Genomic DNA, 17,008 nt, shown 5'->3' with positions numbered 1-17,008 from the left:
AAGAATAAAATCTATTGTATTACTGCTTTTAGTTTTGATCATGGGAACAATGGCTACTGGATGTGGAGACAAGAGACCAACAATAAATGTTTATAATTGGGGAGATTATATAGATACTTCTATTATAAAAGATTTTGAAGAAGAATATAATATTAAAGTAAACTATAGTACTTTTGCCACAAATGAAGATATGTATGTAAAGTTGAAACAAGGTGGAACAAGTTATGATGTGTTATTTCCTTCGGACTACATGATTGAAAGAATGATAAGTGAAGATATGCTAGTTAAACTTGATAAAAACAATATTTCTAATATAAAAAATGTTGAAGAAAAATTTTTAGGTTTAGATTTTGATCCTAATGATGAATATTCAGTACCCTATATGTGGGGAACTGTAGGAATTATATATAATAAAAAGATGGTAGATGATAAAGTTGATAGCTGGGATATATTATGGAATGAAAAGTACAAGAACCAAATAATCATGCTATATAGTCAAAGGGATTCTATAGCAGTAGCATTAAAGAAATTGGGATATTCCATGAATACTAGAGATATTAAAGAACTAGAAGAAGCTAAACAAGAGCTAATAAATCAAAAACCACTAGTATATGCTTACCTTGGTGATGAAGTGAAAGATGTTATGATTGGAGGAGAAGCAGCTTTAGCAGTAGTTTGGTCTGGAGATGCTGTAGCTATGATTAGAGAAAATCCAGATTTAGAGTATGCAATTCCAAAAGAAGGAACAAATCTTTGGTTTGACAACATGGTAATACCAAAGAGTACAAAAAATAAAGAAGTAGCAGAAAAATTTATTAATTTCATGTGCAGACCAGATATTGCAGCGAAGAATGCTGATTATATTGGATATTCTACACCTATACCAGAAGCAGTTAAGTTATTACCAGAAGATATTAGAAACAGTAAAGTAGCTTATCCAGAAAATGAAAAAATTGAAAATACGGAAATATTTAAAGATCCAAAAGATATAATACAAGTATATGATAAAATATGGACTGACGTTACTTCAGAGCAATAAAACTAGCCCTCATTTAATATGGGGGTTTTTGTGTAATCATTAGTTTTATGGGTAATAATAAGTTGATGATTTTAGGAGGAGTGAGAGAATGGAGAAGACAAAGTATTTAATAATTGGAAACGGTATAGCAGGTCTATCGGCTGCTAGAGAAATAAGAAACAATGATAAAGAAGGATCAGTTCTAATGGTCTCAAGTGAATCATATTTGACTTACTATAGGGTAAAGCTAACAGAATATTTATCAAGAGATTTTCAAGATGATGATTTATTAGTAAGTAAAGAAAATTGGTATGAGGATAAAAATATTAAAGTAATATTAAGCAAAATCGTTGAAAACATAGATGTAGAAAATAATAAGATAAGGTTAGACGATGGAATGGAAATTGAATATGAAAAACTTTTATTAGCTACAGGAAGCCGTCCCTTCATTCCACCAATTACCGGGAAATTTAAAGAAGGAGTTTTTGCTTTACGTACTTTAAAAGATCTTCATTACATAAAAGAATATTTTAAAAATTGTGAGGATGTATCTGTTATAGGAGGAGGTCTTTTAGGATTAGAAGCAGCTTGGTCATTAAAGTTGTTGGGAAAAAATGTTAGCGTAATAGAATTTGCTCCTTATTTATTACCTAGACAATTAGATGAGGAAATGGCAAATAAGCTTAAAGATAAATTATTATCCAATGGATTTAAACTTTATTTATCCTCTGGTGCTGAAGAAATATTGGGAGAGAATAAGACTGATGGAATAAAACTAAATGGTGATAGAAAGATAAAAACTGATGGAGTATTAGTATCTTCTGGTATCAGACCTAATTTAGACTTAGTAAGAGAAAGTGGTATAGAATTAGATAAGGGTATAAAAGTAGACAAAACTCTAAGAACGAATATACCTAATATATATGCTGCAGGAGATGTAATAGAAGTAGATGGGACGGTCATAGGATTATGGACTTCTAGTAATGAGCAGGGTAAGGTTGCAGGGGCAAATATGTCTGGAAAATCTATGGAATACAACCATCCAAAATTATTTACTACTCTTCGAATAGGAGATATAGAACTTTTTTCTGCTGGAAATGTTAAAGAGTTTGATAAAGTATATGAGTATAAGGATGATTCAAAAGATATTCATCATAAATTATATACTACTGATGGTAAAATAACAGGAGTAATCTTATTCGGAGATTTAAAAGAAATGAATAAGATTAGAAATGCAGTAATGGAAAATACAGCGGTAGAAGATTATTTAAAAGAAGGAATTCCTTTTAATAGTTAATATATTTTAAAAAGGCTTTATTAATTAATATTTTTAATAGAAGCCTTTTTTATTTTACTAAGATTGGACTTACGTATATAATAATAGTAGACTGATAATAAAATTTTATGTTATATTTTGTAATATAATTAACACTGATAAATATAATAAAAAAACAAAAGGTAAGGTGATAAATTTGAAGTATATTGTGAACAATTCGAATAATCCAAGATATAATTTAGCATTAGAAGAATATGCATTTAAGCATTTAAATAGGGATAATGATTATGTAATTCTATGGATAAATGAACCTTCAATTATTATTGGAAAAAATCAGAATACAGTAGAAGAAGTAAATTCAGCATTTGTAAAAGAAAATAATATTAATGTAGTTAGAAGAATTACAGGTGGTGGAGCAGTTTATCATGATTTAGGAAATTTAAACTTTTCTATTATTACCAGTACTAATGGAGTTGAAAAAATTGATTTTAAAAAATATAATATTCCAATAATAAAGTCTTTAGAAAAGCTAGGAATTCAATGTGAGCTATCTGGAAGGAATGATATGACTATAGATGGTAAAAAGTTTTCGGGAATAGCTCAATCTATCTGGAAGAAAAGAGTTTTAAATCATGGAACTTTATTGTTTGATTCTAAACTAGATGTACTTTCAAATGCATTAAATGTGAAACAAGATAAAATAGAATCCAAAGGTGTAAAATCGGTTAAAAGCAGAGTAACCAATATAAGACCTTATTTAACGGAAGATGTAGATATTTTAACATTTAAAGAATTATTGTTAAAATATATCTTTGAAATGGAAGGTCAACCATTAGAAGAATACAAGCTAAAAAATGAAGAGTTAAGGGATATTCAAAAATTAGTTGATGAGAAATATGGTACTTGGGAGTGGAATTATGGTGAATCTCCAAAGTTTAATTATAAAAATTATAAAAGATTTCCTTTTGGTGCTATAGAGGTGAGATTACAAGTAGTTAACGGACTTATTGAAGATTGTAAGATTTATGGAGATTTTTTTGGAACAGAAGATGTAGAAAAACTAGAAAATAAATTTAAAGGTGTAAAATATGAAATTGACGAAGTAAAAAAATCCATTGAAGATGAACCAATAGAAAAATATTTTGGAAATATTAGCAAAGAAGAGTTTTTATCTTTTCTGTTTGAATAAATGGGATTAATTAATAATCTAGATAATGCACTAATATAATAAAAAAGAATCAAAAAAATTATACTATTAATGAACCTGATAGGAGGAAATATTATCTGTCAGGTTTTTTATATGTACTTAGATTATTTTATTGCATAACAATCATTATGCCTCCTATTATTAAAATTGCTCCAAATATTTTAGTTAACGTAATATCTTCTCCTAAAAAGATAGTAGAAACTATCATAGTTACTAATGGAGAACTAGCCATTATTGTAGCAACTACAGATACACTACCTTTTTTTATAGCAGCATAATAAGCTAAATCACCAACCAAAGTGGCAAGAAGAGCTTCAATAGTAATGAATAACCAAGTTTTAAAAGAAATATTCTTAATTTGGATTAATATTCCATCTGAGAGTTTTAAAACCAAAAAACTTATTGCAAATAAAGAGGCAATAAGAGTTCTTATTATTAAACCTACTAAAGGATCTAAATCTTTTAATCCTATTTTAGCAAAAATTGGAGCTATTCCCCAGCAAATCATACCAAATATTGATAACCAAAATACCATATTTTTCCCTCCGCTTATTTAGAGTATTCTCACTATATATTTATTATGTAACTTTATTTAGAAATAGAAGTATGAATATTTTCTAATTATAAATAGGAAACTATAATATAATGACTACAAACAACTTAGACTTAAATGGAGGTATTTTAAATGAAAAAAAATAGTTACTATTTATTAATTCCCATATTAACTATGTTATTTTGTACAGGATCATATAATCCAAAATATAACATTAAAGATATTAAAAATGATTTAAATATAGAGGAAATTAAAAATGAAAGAGAAAAAGAAAATTTAGATATACAAAATAACAATGAGCAGTTACAAATGGAAACTCCCGATAAATCTGGTCCAGTAACAAAACTACCCTGGGAAAATGATGTAAACTTTATAAAGGCAAAGAAAGAAATTGGCGCTAATGTGTTAATGGCTGCATATTGCACAGTATTAAAAGATCCTTTGCCAGGAGAAGAATTTAATGTTCATTTAGGAGCAAGTTCAGTTGCTGGAACAGTAATACAGCCTAATGATATATTTTCTCAAAATAAAAGTATAGGACCTTATACAGAAGCTAGAGGATATCAAAAAGGGCCAAGTTATAGTGGATCAAATTTAATGACAACTATTGGCGGCGGAGTTTGTAAAATTTCTTCTACTTTATATAATGTATCTATACTTAGCAACCTTCAAATTATAGAAAGATATAATCATGCTATGCCAGTGCCCTACGTTCCTTACGGGCAAGATGCAACTGTAGCTTATGGCGCTAAAGATTTTAAATTTAAAAATAATACTGAATTTCCAATTCTAATATGGGCAGAAGGTATAGACAATAGATTGTATGTTGGATTCTATGGAAAAGAAAAACCTCCAGAAATAGAATGGAATCATAAAGTTCTAAATAAAGTAGAAGCACCTAAGCATTATAGAAGCAATCCTGATTTAAAAGAAGGAGAAGAAAAAGTAATAGTTGAAGGAATGGATGGTGCTACAGTAGAATCATGGATAACAATTAAAAATGAAGATGGAACTATTAAGACCAAAAAATTGGGAATTAGTCATTATATACCGATGCCTTATATAATAGAGGTAAACAAGTAGATTATTTAGAATATCCCCCCAAATCTTCTAATAATAATATTGATGTAAAGAAGATTGGGGGATTTTATATGTTTTATAACAATATAGCTTTAAAGAGAATAAAAGAAAATACATCGTTTACTTTATTTTTAATAAGTCAAGGTATTTCAAATTTAGCAGAAGCCTTTCATTTCATTGCAATAGTTTCCTTACTTATTAAAATAACAGGGAAAGGAACTTCTGCCAGTTTTACAGTAATTTGTACTCCTATTTCAAGTTTTTTGTTATCTCCTTTTGCAGGAAGTTTAGGAGATAGATTTAACGAGAAATATGTACTTATAATTATAAGTTTTTTAAAGGCAGTTACTATGCTACTATTTATATCAAATTATAATATATGGTCTATATATATACTTATGCTGATTTTAGCCGTACTTGAAATTTTATACAGTCCTTCGAAAAAGAAGATAGTTGCAAATTTATTAGATAGTGGAAACCTTATGATAGGAAATTCTATATTATTAGGAATATGGGGACTTGGATTTATAGTAGGGCCCATTGCAGCTGGTATAATAATAGAATTATGGGGAGTAAATACCATATTCTTATTAGACGGTTTTTTAAATTTTTTATCTGGAATCATTTTATTTTTTATAAAAATAAACTCTTATCAGAATAGTACTAAAAAGAAAAAAATAAACTTTAAATCCAATGTTTATAAGGATATAGATATGGGTTTTGAATATTTTAGATCTAAACCTTCAATTAGAAAGCTTGTATTTATTAATACAATAACTAGCTTGGCTATAGCTTCTATTAATATAGCTTTTTATTCTTTTGCCTTTGATGTCTTAAAAGTTACAAGCAAGAATTGGGGAATTATGATGTCAGCATTTTATGGAGCAAATCTATTGGCTATGATTATATCTGTATATCTTAACAATATAATCCAGAAGATGGATTTATTATTTATTTATCTTACAATAATAATGGTTTCTATAATTTGGTTTCTTTATAGTATATCCAATAATCTAATTGTAGTAATAATACTACAGATAACGGAAGGTATGTTTATTTCTCTTTTAACAATAGTTATAAACACGAAATTACAAATTATTACTAACAAAGATTTTTTAGCAAGAGTAACAGCAATAAATGATATATTTAACAACATAGGAAAGCTGTTTTCGGTTGGATTGACATATTTTATTTTACAATTCCAATCTAGTAGAATTATTTTTATGATGAATTTTATTATTTTTATTCTGTATGGTATTTATAAGCTATTTTTTAAATACACTTTATAGATATTCACCCATACACTTTATAAATCATAGAATAACATAATAGTAGTTTTATGTACCTAAGTATTTGATATAGGTTCAGAAAGGGTGATAAAAGACTTGAAGAATATAGAACAAAATTCAACTCCTTTATTTGATGCTTTAAAAAAATATATAGATAGTAATGTTATACCTTTTCATGTACCTGGTCATAAACATGGAAAGGGAATACCTGAATTAACAAGTTATGTAGGAGAACGAATGTTAAAAATGGATGTAAATGGAATGAAAGATTTAGATTATTTCAATAATCCTACAGGAGTTATATATGAGGCAGAAAAGTTATTTGCTCATTTATTTTCAGCAAAAAAAGCTTTTTTTTTAGTTAATGGAACAACCTCTGGAATACAAGCAATGATAATGAGTGTCTGTAAACCTGGTGATGAAATAATTTTACCTAGAAATGCTCATACATCTGCAGTCAGCGGAATTATACTTAGTGGTGCAATACCAGTTTATGTAGAACCAGAAATTAGTGAAGAATTAGGAATAACCAATGGTGTAACTGTTGATAAAATTAAAGAGGCTATCGAATCCCACCCTAACGCAAAAGCTGTTTTTCTTATTAATCCCACCTATTACGGGTTTACCTCAGATGTAAAGGCAATAGTCGAAATAGCTCATAAGTATAATATGTTTGTGTTAGTAGATGAAGCTCATGGAGCACACATGAATTTTCATGAGGATTTCCCATTAACAGCTATGGCACAAGGGGCAGATATGTGTGCACTAAGTATGCATAAGACGGGAGGATCTTTAACTCAAAGTTCAGCTCTTTTAATAGGTGATAGCAATATTTCTTCAGATAAGGTGAGGCAAGTGTTAAATTTAATTTATACTTCAAGTGCCTCATATTTATTGATGTGTTCTCTGGATATAGCTAGAAAACAAATGGCAATAAAAGGTAGGAAACTATTGGAAGAAGTTTTACAGATGGTAAGATGGGCGCGAGATGAAATAAACGAGATAGATGGAGTATACGGATTTGGAAAAGATTTAATAGGAAATCCAGGTTGTGTCGATTTTGATGAAACTAAATTAGGTATAAACGTTAGAAAGCTAGGATATACAGGATATGAAATGGAATCAAAATTAAGAAATGAGTATAATATACAAGTTGAACTAGCAGATCTTAATAATATACTCGCCATAGTAAGCATAGGAGATAGCATAGAAAATCTAAAGGCATTAGTTGATAGTCTGAAAGATATATCCTGTAAAAGCCATATAAAAGATTATAACAGAATAAATTTTTTACCTAAGTATTCTAAAGTAGTAATATCTCCAAGAGAAGCATATTATATGGATAAAAAATTAGTTAAACTCTCTGATTCCGAAGGTAAAATAGCAAGTGAAATGGTTATGGCATATCCTCCAGGGATACCTGTAATCTGTATAGGAGAGGTAATAACAAAAGAAATAATAGATTATATAAATATATTGAAAAATGAAAAATGTGAGCTGCAAGGTACATCTGATCCTTCCGTAAATTATATCAAGGTGTTGCTATAAAATATTTATTTTTATGAATTTTAAAGGTTAGTTAATAGAATTAGGAAATAGAGTAAAAATAGATATACACTAGAAATATATTTAGTGGTATAATGTTATATAAATGTTTTGATAAACATAAAGAGTGTTTATGGAAAAATAGATATACACTATTCATATAAATGATACTGATACTTTAATACTAATCCCGTATTGGTAGGAAGAGAATTAAGATTTACCATGGAGAGTTAAAAGAGTATATAGATCAAATTGAAATAGTCTTTCCAGAAAAAATAGTAGAAAAAGATAATATTCCAGGTAAACTTAGTTAAATAGATAAATGCAAATATCTGTTAGTATTTTCTATAGATAATAAAATGAAAATCTAATGTTTTAAATATATTATAAGTATGCAAATAGATAAAACATTAACTAATAATAAAATAAGTATAAAACAGTCTTATATAACAATTTATTATGATGTATAAGAGAATAAGATTAAATTAGAATTTTAATATAATAAGAAGTGCTTTATACCTTATTAGACCTGGAATAAGATATAAAAGGAATAATTCCCTTTATATCTTATATTTTTTGTATTTATATAAAAATACTAAGAATAACACTCTAAACTTAATTTTAATTTATTAGTTAAATAACATTAATCTAATAAATTTATAAATGATTTTAAAAGGTAATTTTTTAGGAGGATTTATTTTATGACAGGAAAAACACATATGGCTATTGGAACTGCAATAGGTTTAACATTGTCTGTAGGGCAGCCTATAGAAAGTCAGCTATTGCTTATAGCTGCTGCAGCATTTGGATCTTTAGTACCTGATTTAGACCATCCAAAGAGTAAGTTGAATCAAAAGTTATTATTAATTAATAATGATTCTTATAGAATATTATTCTACTTATCAATAGGAGCTGTTTTAATATACTTAGATAGCACTTTAGGGAATAAAATATTTAGACTATTAGGGATTACTATGATTATGACAGGAATATCTAGTCATAGAACCTTTACTCATAGTTTATTAGGATTATTTCTTTTTTCATCAATAGTTTGTATTGGAACTTTAGAGTATGGGCTAGAAGAAGCTCTAATAGGATTTGTTGTAGGATATTCTCTACATCTGATTATGGATTTTTTTACTCCAAAAGGAATCCAAATATTCTTTCCATTAAAAAAGAATATTTCAGCACCTATAACAATTAAAACTAATGGATTTGCTGAAAAAGTAGTTTTTATTGGATCAAATTTTTATTCCATGTTTCTTATATTTCAGCAGATAAAGTAAAATTGTAAAAGAATATTTAAAATAGAAAATACTGAAAAACTCTGATACTTTTTAAAAAGGAATGATAACTTAAACTATCATTTCTTTTTATGTTTGAAAATATAAAGTAAAGCTAGATAGATAAAATTAGATTTAATTCTAGTACAAAATAAAATGTATATTTATATGAGTACATTATTTATGCCTATAATACATGGTAAAACTTATTAATACAGAATTAAATATTTATAAAAAAGTGTGGAGAAATATATATTGAAAGCATATATGAGTTAGAATTAATAAAATTTTGATGTCTTATTTATTATATTTTAGAATACCTTTAACGCTCTGCCTTTCTTCAGCATAGTATATATTGAAGATATATTATAAAAAGAAAGGTGGTTAGTATGAGTAATAATTATGAGATAGAACAAATATGTCCTCCTGGGAGTGTCCAATATACAATAAGAGCAGGAGATACTCTATTTGCACTTAGTCAAAGATTTAATGTAAGTGTGCAGGCAATTATAAATGCCAATCCAGGAATTGATCCAAATAATTTACAAGTAGGTCAAATAATATGTATACCAAGTGTAGCACCTCCAGTACCTCCATGTCCAAATGGATTTCTTTATACAATAAGAGCAGGAGATACTCTATTTGCACTTAGTCAAAGATTTAATGTAAGTGTGCAGGCGATTATAAATGCCAATCCAGGAATTGATCCAAATAATTTACAAATAGGTCAAGTGATATGCATACCTAGAATGGCACCTCCCCCATGTCCAAATGGATTTCTTTATACAATAAGGGCAGGAGATACTCTATTTGCACTTAGTCAAAGATTTAATGTAAGTGTGCAGGCGATTATAAATGCCAATCCAGGAATTGATCCAAATAATTTACAAATAGGTCAAGTGATATGCATACCTAGAATGGCACCTCCTCCATGTCCAAATGGATTTCTTTATACAATAAGAGCAGGAGATACTCTATTTGCACTTAGTCAAAGATTTAATGTAAGCGTACAGGCGATTATAAATGCCAATCCAGGAATTGACCCAAATAATTTACAAATAGGTCAAGTGATATGCATACCTAGAATGGCACCTCCTCCATGTCCAAATGGATTTCTTTATACAATAAGGGCAGGAGATACTCTATTTGCACTTAGTCAAAGATTTAATGTAAGCGTACAGGCGATTATAAATGCCAATCCAGGAATTGACCCAAATAATTTACAAATAGGTCAAGTGATATGCATACCTAGAATGGCACCTCCTCCATGTCCAAATGGATTTCTTTATACAATAAGGGCAGGAGATACTCTATTTGCACTTAGTCAAAGATTTAATGTAAGCGTACAGGCGATTATAAATGCCAATCCAGGAATTGACCCAAATAATTTACAAATAGGTCAAGTGATATGCATACCTAGAAGATGTGTTGTTGTTTGCTTTTAAAGGTATCTAATACTATGTTTTAACAATGTGAATACTAAGAGAAACATACGATTATCAATTCATTAATATAAGTAAGAATTAAAAGCCTAAATTATTAGGCTTTTAATTTTTGATTTGTATATTAGTTTTTTACTATCTAAAAAATCTTATGAACATATAAAAGTTATATGCAGAGGTTAACTTAAATGAGGAACTCAAGTAGCCTATTATAAAAAATGATCTAAGTCACTTCTTATAGTTACCTAAGACAATGGATAATTTTTACTAAATCCTTTATTATATAAGTATAAGATTTAATTTAGAATGAAAGGAAGGGTATTATGAGAAGATTATCGAAGAAAATTTTACTATTATTAGTAGTAACTGTAGTTTTTTCAAATTTCAATTTTACATTTGCAGAGAATGAGCAATCTTTACCAGTAGAATCACCAAGTAATTGGGCTGTAGAAGATTTAATGAATGCACAGATTCAAAAACTAGGAAGAGAAGAACACTTTTCTAAATTTAAGGAAAATATGACTAGAGAAGAGTTAGCAGAACTTGGAGTAATATTGTATGAAAAACTTTCAGATAAAGAAATTACTCCTGCACCATCAGATTCTTTTAAAGATACTCAAAATACTAATGTATTAAAAGCTTTAGCTTTGAATTTAGTGAAAGGAGAAAGAGATTTATTCAATCCTAATAAAAATGTTACAAGAGAAGAGGTTGCTATTGTTATTTATGATATATTAGATAAATATGAGGCAAAGATAGAATTAAAAAATGAAGGAACCTTAAATTATAAAGATATTAAAAATATTTCGGAACCTTCTTTAGATAAAATAAAAGCAATAGTTTTAAATGGAATAATGGATGGTAAGTCATCTAATAAGCTAGGCTTAGAAGATAGTTGTACAAGAGAAGAAGCACTTGCTTTGTTTTCTAGGGCTTATGATTTTGTAATGCATAAGACAGACAAAGATTCTAAGGGATTTCTATGGGAAATTTCTAATGGAAAAAACAACATATATGTATTAGGTTCAGTTCACGTTGCAGATTCTAGTATATATCCTTTTAGCAAAGATATTATAGATAACTTTAATAAAGCTGATGTGCTAGCAGTGGAAGCAAATATATTTAATGATGAAGAAGGAATTAAATATATGGCTGAAAAGGCTGTATATACTAATGGTGATGCTTTAGAAAAAAACATTTCTAAAGAAACCTATGAATTATTTGTTAAAAAAATTAAAGATGAAGGATTAGATCCAAAACAATTTGAAAAAATGAAACCTTGGTATGCAGCATTATTGATTCAAGGAATCAGTATGATAAAATCTTCTTTAGATGCAACTTTAGGGATAGATTATAACTTAATGAATAAAGCTGTTTTAAGAAATAAAGATATAGCTGAAATAGAAGGAATAAAGTTCCAAACAGATTTATTTGATAATATGTCATTAGAGTTACAAGAAAGCTTTTTATTATCTTCTTTAGTGGAATCAAAAGAAGATAATAAAAATTCAGATATTCAAGGTGAAGCTGTAAAATATATGCTTGATACTTGGAAGAAAGGTGATATGAAAGAATTTGAAGAATTTATAAATGAAATTAATCAAGGAAATACACAAGATGAATTTAATAAAAAGTTTTTAGATGAAAGAAATAAAAATATGGCAGAAAAAATTCAATATTATTTAAATAATGAAGATGGAAAAAACTATTTTGTAGTAATAGGGTCAGCCCATCTTATAGGAGATACAGGAATAATAAAGATTTTAAAAGAAAAAGGATATAATGTTAGACAAATAATTAATAAAAATATTGGAGCCTCGAGTAATAACTCGAGGTTTTCTATTTGGAAGATTAAATAATATTAAAGATAATTTATGGAAACATAGTTTTCAGTAGTAAAATATATTTACATTTGTTTAATTGAAAAGGTAGTTAGATTATATTATTATGTTGATATAGTTGTATTCATTAAAATATTGATAGTAAAGGGAGAATTAATTTAAACTAGATTTATATTAAAAAATACATGTAAAGGCGGAAGATAAGATTATGGAAACAAAAGATATTCATTATAATATAAGACTACTAAAAGATGGAGAAGAGATTCCTTACGATTTACTAATGTTAGCTGATCCTTCAAGAAGTATAATAGATGACTATGTAAAGAGGGGAAAAGTGTATATTTGTGAATCAACTGAATTAATAGGAATTTATGTGCTATTAAGAACAAGACCTAACACAATAGAGCTTGTAAATATAGCAGTAAGGGAAGATATGCAGGGGAAAGGGATAGGAAAAAACTTAGTATTGCATGCAATACAAAAATCAAAAGAAGAAGGTGTAAAAACTATTGAAGTGGGAACAGGGAACTCTAGTATAGAACAAATTGCATTATATCAGAAATGCGGCTTTAGAATTAGTGGAGTTGATAAAGACTTTTTTACTAAGCATTACGAAGAAGACATATTTGAAAATGGAATTAAATGTGTAGATATGATTCGCTTAAGTCTTGATTTATAGTTTTGAAGTTAAATATGTGATAAAGTTTATTATATAACAGTAAATTAATAACATTGTAGTAAAGGAAGTATAAAAGTCATTAATATAACTAAGCAGTAAAATGTTATGAAAATTAAATTTATAATTTGGAGGTATTGCATATGAATTTAACAGAACTAAATTCTAAGGAGAGATTTAGCAGTCGTGTCCAAAATTATGTAAAGTATAGACCTAGTTATCCTAATGATATAATTAGTTATTTAGAGGAATCTATTGGACTTAATGAAAAATTAATCATTGCTGATATAGGCTCAGGAACTGGTATTTCCACTAAATTGTTTTTGGATAATGGAAATACAGTCTATAGCGTTGAACCAAATCAAGACATGAGACAAGCAGCAGAAAATTTACTTAAATCTTATAGTAATGTTCATTTTATAGATGGCTCTTCTGAGAGTACTAAGTTACAATCAGAATCCATTGATATTATTATAGCGGCTCAAGCTTTTCATTGGTTTAATCCTGAACCAACAAAGAAAGAATTTTTAAGGATACTTAAAGCTAATGGAACTGTTGTTTTATTATGGAATATTAGAAAAACTAAATCAGATAGATTTATGGAAGGATATCTAGAAATTATAAGAAGATATGCAGAAACATATACAAATAAATCAGACGATGATTTAATACCTAAGTTTTTTGACTATAAGACTATATACAAAGCAATCTTGGATAATCCTCAAGTAGTTGATTTTGATAGATTAAAAGGAGAAATAACCTCATTTTCTTATATGCCTAATGAAAATGACCCGAATTATGTGATTATGATATCGGAATTAGAAGATTTATTTAATAAATACAATAGTAATGGAAAAGTAACCTTAGAATATGAGACTCATATTTATTATTGTAAAATGAAATAAAGCATTAAGCATTATAATATGGGAAATTAATATTTGAATTCTGGGGTGCTTGAGAAGTATAATATGAGGATTTAAGTCATATATGAACTAATGTAATTGAGGTCACAAGGACACTCTTTCTTTGGGATTTTGGTGTTGTGGGAGACTTAAATATACCAAAGAAGAGGAGCATTTTTTGTTGCGAAAAAATTTGAGACCCTTGATATATAAGGCTTAAGAGTCTATTTAAGTATAAATAGATTAATACAAACTATTTATTTTGTGAGATTTATTTTATGCTGACTTATTTATAGAGAAATTAAAATTTATTGCTTCATGATGCAGGTTAGAAGCGTCTATGTCTTATATTTAAAAAGTTTAGAATGGGAAAAAGAAAAGGGGTGAATCTATGGCGTTGATCTTGATTGTTGAGGATGAAATGCCAATTAATATTTTAATTAACAGAAACTTGAAGCTAGTTGGTCATGAGTGTGTATCTGTGTATGACGGTGAAGCTGTGCTTGAAATGATACAAAAATATACTTTTGATTTGATACTACTGGATATAATGTTGCCTAAAATGAATGGTTACGAAGTTTTGGAGACAGTAAAAGAAATGAATATACCTGTTATCTTTCTTACGTCAAAAAGTTCTCTTTCAGATCGGGTTAAGGGTTTGACATTAGGTGCTGATGATTATATTGTGAAACCTTTTGAAATGTTAGAGTTACAAGCAAGAGTTGAAGCTGTGCTTCGTCGAACAAATAAAGAGCAAAAGTTTTTTGTACTGAATAATGTTCGAGTAGATTTAGATGGTCGACAAGCTTTTCTTAATAATGAATTGGTTGATATTACTCCCCAAGAGTTTGATTTGCTGGTGGTTCTGATTCGAAACCGTAATATTGCTCTTTCACGTGAGAAGCTATTAGAGTTGGCATGGGGCTATGATTTTGAAGGTGACACAAGAACGGTGGATGTTCATATCACAAAATTAAGGAAAAAACTAGGTTTAGATAATTACATTAAGACAGTATATAAATTGGGATATAGACTGGAGGTGGTGGATTGAAGTTCAGAACATTTATTACAACCTTTACCTTATTTTTGATAGTATTCTTTTCCAGTCTATTTTTTATTTCAATTTTTATTTTTAACAATCAGATGGACATTATAAAGGAAAGTGGAATTAATGAACATTACTTTATTTCCTCGTCTTTTGGTAAGGATCTCATGGCTATAGTTGACAGGGGAGGGAACTTAGATGATGCAATAGAGCAGCTTTTTAATTTCTATACGGAGTATTACCAAAAACAAGGTGTGTTTTTAGAACTACTTTCACAAGGAAAAATTATATATAGCAATTTACCAGAACATTCAGATGAATTAACACCCTATTCTACTGAGTCTGGTATTAGAAAAGCCACTTTCCATAATATAGGTGATAGTGTTTATTTTAAGGTCATTGGAGAGTTACCAGGAACAGATAATAGATTTAACATCCAGTATCTTCACGATATCTCTGGTAACTTAAAAGCATGGCAGAAAACACAGCGTATTTTATTGCTAGTTGGTATCGTATTTACTATTATTTTAGCTGTAAGCCTTCAATTGATTCTCAGTCGTGTCTTCGAACCACTAGATATGGTATCTACGGCATCAAGAAAAATTGCTAACGGACAATATGATAATCGTATTATCGTGTCTGGTCGTAATGAACTTGCTGAAATGGCAGAGAGTTTCAATAACATGGCAGAGGAAATTCAACGTCGTATTACCCAGCTTGCAGAAACGTCGGAACAGAAACAGCAATTTGTAGACAACTTAGCACATGAGATACGTACCCCTCTTACCTCAGTTTATGGATTTGCTGAATATATTCAGAAAGCCACCATTAGCGATGAAGAAAAAATGTTTGCTGCCAGTTATATTATGTCTGAAAGCCAATATATGCTCAATATATCAAATCGACTTTTAGAGTTAGCCACATTAAGAAATCAGGTAATTAAAATGAAAGTAGTCAATGTAAACAGTCTATTTGAACATTCACAGAAATCTCTTGCAGCAAAATTGGCTGAAAATCAGATATCACTTAAATGGAAAATTGATATTGATTCTCTCTATGGCGATAAGGATTTACTACAGAGTTTGCTTGTCAATTTTACTGATAATGCAATAAAAGCCTGTAATCCTGGAGGTGTTATTGTGTGGAATGCTTACATTGAAAATGGCTGTAGAGTTTTATCTGTTCAGGATAATGGCTGGGGTATTCCACAAAATGAAATCAATAAAGTAATAGACCCGTTTTATCGGGTGGATAAATCACGCAACCGGGCAAAAGGTGGTGTAGGACTTGGACTTTCTATCTGTGAACAAATAGCTAATTGCCATAATGCTGTACTTTCAATTGAATCATTACCCAATGTTGGTACCATAGTAAAATTAACTTTTACAAGTTCATAACAAGTTCATGATAATTCAATAATATTATGGACTTATACTGTGTTTGTGTTTATCACTAAAATCAATTTGGGAAGGAGATTTATTTATGAAACAAACAATGGGAACGAAGAAAAAAGATATCTGGAAAACAGTAGTAGCAAGTGCAACGGCTATTACTTTATGTAGTACGGTTTTTGCAGGAGCGAACAATCTAGCAATGGCATTGGCATTGGATAAGGAGGAATCTATTTCTACAACATATAACGTTAGTACTACATCTATTGATAAAGCTGAAGACTATGTAAAAGCTGACTACAAGGTTTTAGAGAACAAGATTATGCGATCTATAAACTCTGGTGCATTGCCTATAGACCAAGCAGCTGAAATTGGAGCCCAATATCTTTGGGATATGTTTAAGGTTGACCTAAGCGGCAAGACAATCTACATGTCCTATTTTATTGATCCTGATGTTGCC

At 28.8% G+C, this 17,008-nt stretch carries 15 protein-coding genes; 14 read left to right on the top strand and 1 reads right to left on the bottom strand.

The window, feature by feature from the left end:
* Positions 1-4: 4 nt before the first annotated feature.
* The 3 genes from KQI42_RS18810 to lplA all read left to right on the top strand — a co-directional run bounded on the left by KQI42_RS18810 (position 5) and on the right by lplA (position 3,483).
* Positions 5-1,039, top strand: a complete 1,035-nt coding sequence (locus tag KQI42_RS18810) for an ABC transporter substrate-binding protein (RefSeq protein WP_216522047.1) — start codon at positions 5-7, stop codon at positions 1,037-1,039.
* Between the two features lie 88 nt (positions 1,040-1,127).
* Complete coding sequence (locus tag KQI42_RS18805; RefSeq protein WP_216522015.1) at positions 1,128-2,315, top strand: NAD(P)/FAD-dependent oxidoreductase; 1,188 nt, start codon at positions 1,128-1,130, stop codon at positions 2,313-2,315.
* 187 nt (positions 2,316-2,502) lie between these two features.
* The gene (lplA, locus tag KQI42_RS18800) at positions 2,503-3,483 is read left to right on the top strand and encodes a lipoate--protein ligase (protein WP_343231726.1); all 981 of its coding nucleotides are present in this window, start codon (positions 2,503-2,505) and stop codon (positions 3,481-3,483) included.
* Between the two features lie 127 nt (positions 3,484-3,610).
* Here lplA and KQI42_RS18795 read toward each other — a convergent pair whose 3' ends face one another.
* Positions 3,611-4,036, bottom strand: a complete 426-nt coding sequence (locus KQI42_RS18795) for an EamA family transporter (protein WP_216522011.1) — start codon at positions 4,034-4,036, stop codon at positions 3,611-3,613.
* 150 nt (positions 4,037-4,186) lie between these two features.
* Between KQI42_RS18795 and KQI42_RS18790 the strand changes: the two genes are divergently transcribed.
* The 11 genes from KQI42_RS18790 to KQI42_RS18735 form a co-directional block, all read left to right on the top strand.
* A complete protein-coding gene (locus KQI42_RS18790) occupies positions 4,187-5,137 on the top strand; it encodes a VanW family protein (protein ID WP_216522009.1) in 951 nt (316 codons plus the stop codon).
* Between the two features lie 68 nt (positions 5,138-5,205).
* Positions 5,206-6,423 carry an MFS transporter gene (locus KQI42_RS18785; RefSeq protein ID WP_216522008.1) on the top strand — a complete coding sequence of 406 codons (1,218 nt, stop codon included), beginning with the start codon at positions 5,206-5,208 and terminating at the stop codon, positions 6,421-6,423.
* 96 nt (positions 6,424-6,519) lie between these two features.
* A complete protein-coding gene (locus KQI42_RS18780; RefSeq protein WP_216522007.1) occupies positions 6,520-7,971 on the top strand; it encodes an aminotransferase class I/II-fold pyridoxal phosphate-dependent enzyme in 1,452 nt (483 codons plus the stop codon).
* Positions 7,972-8,669: 698 nt separating this feature from the next.
* Positions 8,670-9,254 (top strand): metal-dependent hydrolase, encoded by a 585-nt coding sequence (locus tag KQI42_RS18775; RefSeq protein WP_216522006.1) that lies wholly within the window; start codon positions 8,670-8,672, stop codon positions 9,252-9,254.
* A gap of 386 nt (positions 9,255-9,640) precedes the next feature.
* Positions 9,641-10,696 carry a LysM peptidoglycan-binding domain-containing protein gene (locus tag KQI42_RS21115; protein WP_246566747.1) on the top strand — a complete coding sequence of 352 codons (1,056 nt, stop codon included), beginning with the start codon at positions 9,641-9,643 and terminating at the stop codon, positions 10,694-10,696.
* A gap of 320 nt (positions 10,697-11,016) precedes the next feature.
* Entirely contained in the window at positions 11,017-12,552 is a 1,536-nt protein-coding gene (locus tag KQI42_RS18760) for a TraB/GumN family protein (RefSeq protein ID WP_216522005.1), read from the top strand.
* Positions 12,553-12,742: 190 nt separating this feature from the next.
* The gene (locus tag KQI42_RS18755; protein WP_216522003.1) at positions 12,743-13,213 is read left to right on the top strand and encodes a GNAT family N-acetyltransferase; all 471 of its coding nucleotides are present in this window, start codon (positions 12,743-12,745) and stop codon (positions 13,211-13,213) included.
* A 140-nt stretch (positions 13,214-13,353) separates the two neighbouring features.
* A complete protein-coding gene (locus KQI42_RS18750) occupies positions 13,354-14,115 on the top strand; it encodes a class I SAM-dependent methyltransferase (protein WP_216522001.1) in 762 nt (253 codons plus the stop codon).
* A gap of 388 nt (positions 14,116-14,503) precedes the next feature.
* Positions 14,504-15,163 carry a response regulator transcription factor gene (locus tag KQI42_RS18745; RefSeq protein ID WP_216522000.1) on the top strand — a complete coding sequence of 220 codons (660 nt, stop codon included), beginning with the start codon at positions 14,504-14,506 and terminating at the stop codon, positions 15,161-15,163.
* The gene (locus KQI42_RS18740; protein WP_216521998.1) at positions 15,160-16,554 is read left to right on the top strand and encodes a HAMP domain-containing sensor histidine kinase; all 1,395 of its coding nucleotides are present in this window, start codon (positions 15,160-15,162) and stop codon (positions 16,552-16,554) included. Before KQI42_RS18745 ends, KQI42_RS18740 begins: the two co-directional genes overlap by 4 nt.
* Positions 16,555-16,639: 85 nt before the next feature.
* Positions 16,640-17,008, top strand: a 369-nt coding sequence (locus KQI42_RS18735; RefSeq protein ID WP_216521996.1) for a hypothetical protein, incomplete at its 3' end; no start/stop codon positions are given.

It is taken from the genome of Tissierella simiarum (assembly GCF_018917865.1).
In the GTDB taxonomy this organism is placed as follows: Bacteria; Bacillota; Clostridia; order Tissierellales; family Tissierellaceae; genus Tissierella_C; species Tissierella_C simiarum.
The sequence above is the reverse complement of the archived record's forward strand: the minus strand, read 5'-3'. Positions and strand labels throughout refer to the sequence as shown.

Coding starts and splice junctions, on each gene's coding strand:
- KQI42_RS18750 (WP_216522001.1), top strand. CDS start 13,354: ATGAATTTAACAGAACTAAATTCTAAGGAGAGATTTAGCAGTCGTGTC.
- KQI42_RS21115 (WP_246566747.1), top strand. CDS start 9,641: ATGAGTAATAATTATGAGATAGAACAAATATGTCCTCCTGGGAGTGTC.
- KQI42_RS18805 (WP_216522015.1), top strand. CDS start 1,128: ATGGAGAAGACAAAGTATTTAATAATTGGAAACGGTATAGCAGGTCTA.
- KQI42_RS18795 (WP_216522011.1), bottom strand. CDS start 4,036: ATGGTATTTTGGTTATCAATATTTGGTATGATTTGCTGGGGAATAGCT.
- KQI42_RS18760 (WP_216522005.1), top strand. CDS start 11,017: ATGAGAAGATTATCGAAGAAAATTTTACTATTATTAGTAGTAACTGTA.
- KQI42_RS18775 (WP_216522006.1), top strand. CDS start 8,670: ATGACAGGAAAAACACATATGGCTATTGGAACTGCAATAGGTTTAACA.
- KQI42_RS18755 (WP_216522003.1), top strand. CDS start 12,743: ATGGAAACAAAAGATATTCATTATAATATAAGACTACTAAAAGATGGA.
- KQI42_RS18785 (WP_216522008.1), top strand. CDS start 5,206: ATGTTTTATAACAATATAGCTTTAAAGAGAATAAAAGAAAATACATCG.
- KQI42_RS18790 (WP_216522009.1), top strand. CDS start 4,187: ATGAAAAAAAATAGTTACTATTTATTAATTCCCATATTAACTATGTTA.
- KQI42_RS18745 (WP_216522000.1), top strand. CDS start 14,504: ATGGCGTTGATCTTGATTGTTGAGGATGAAATGCCAATTAATATTTTA.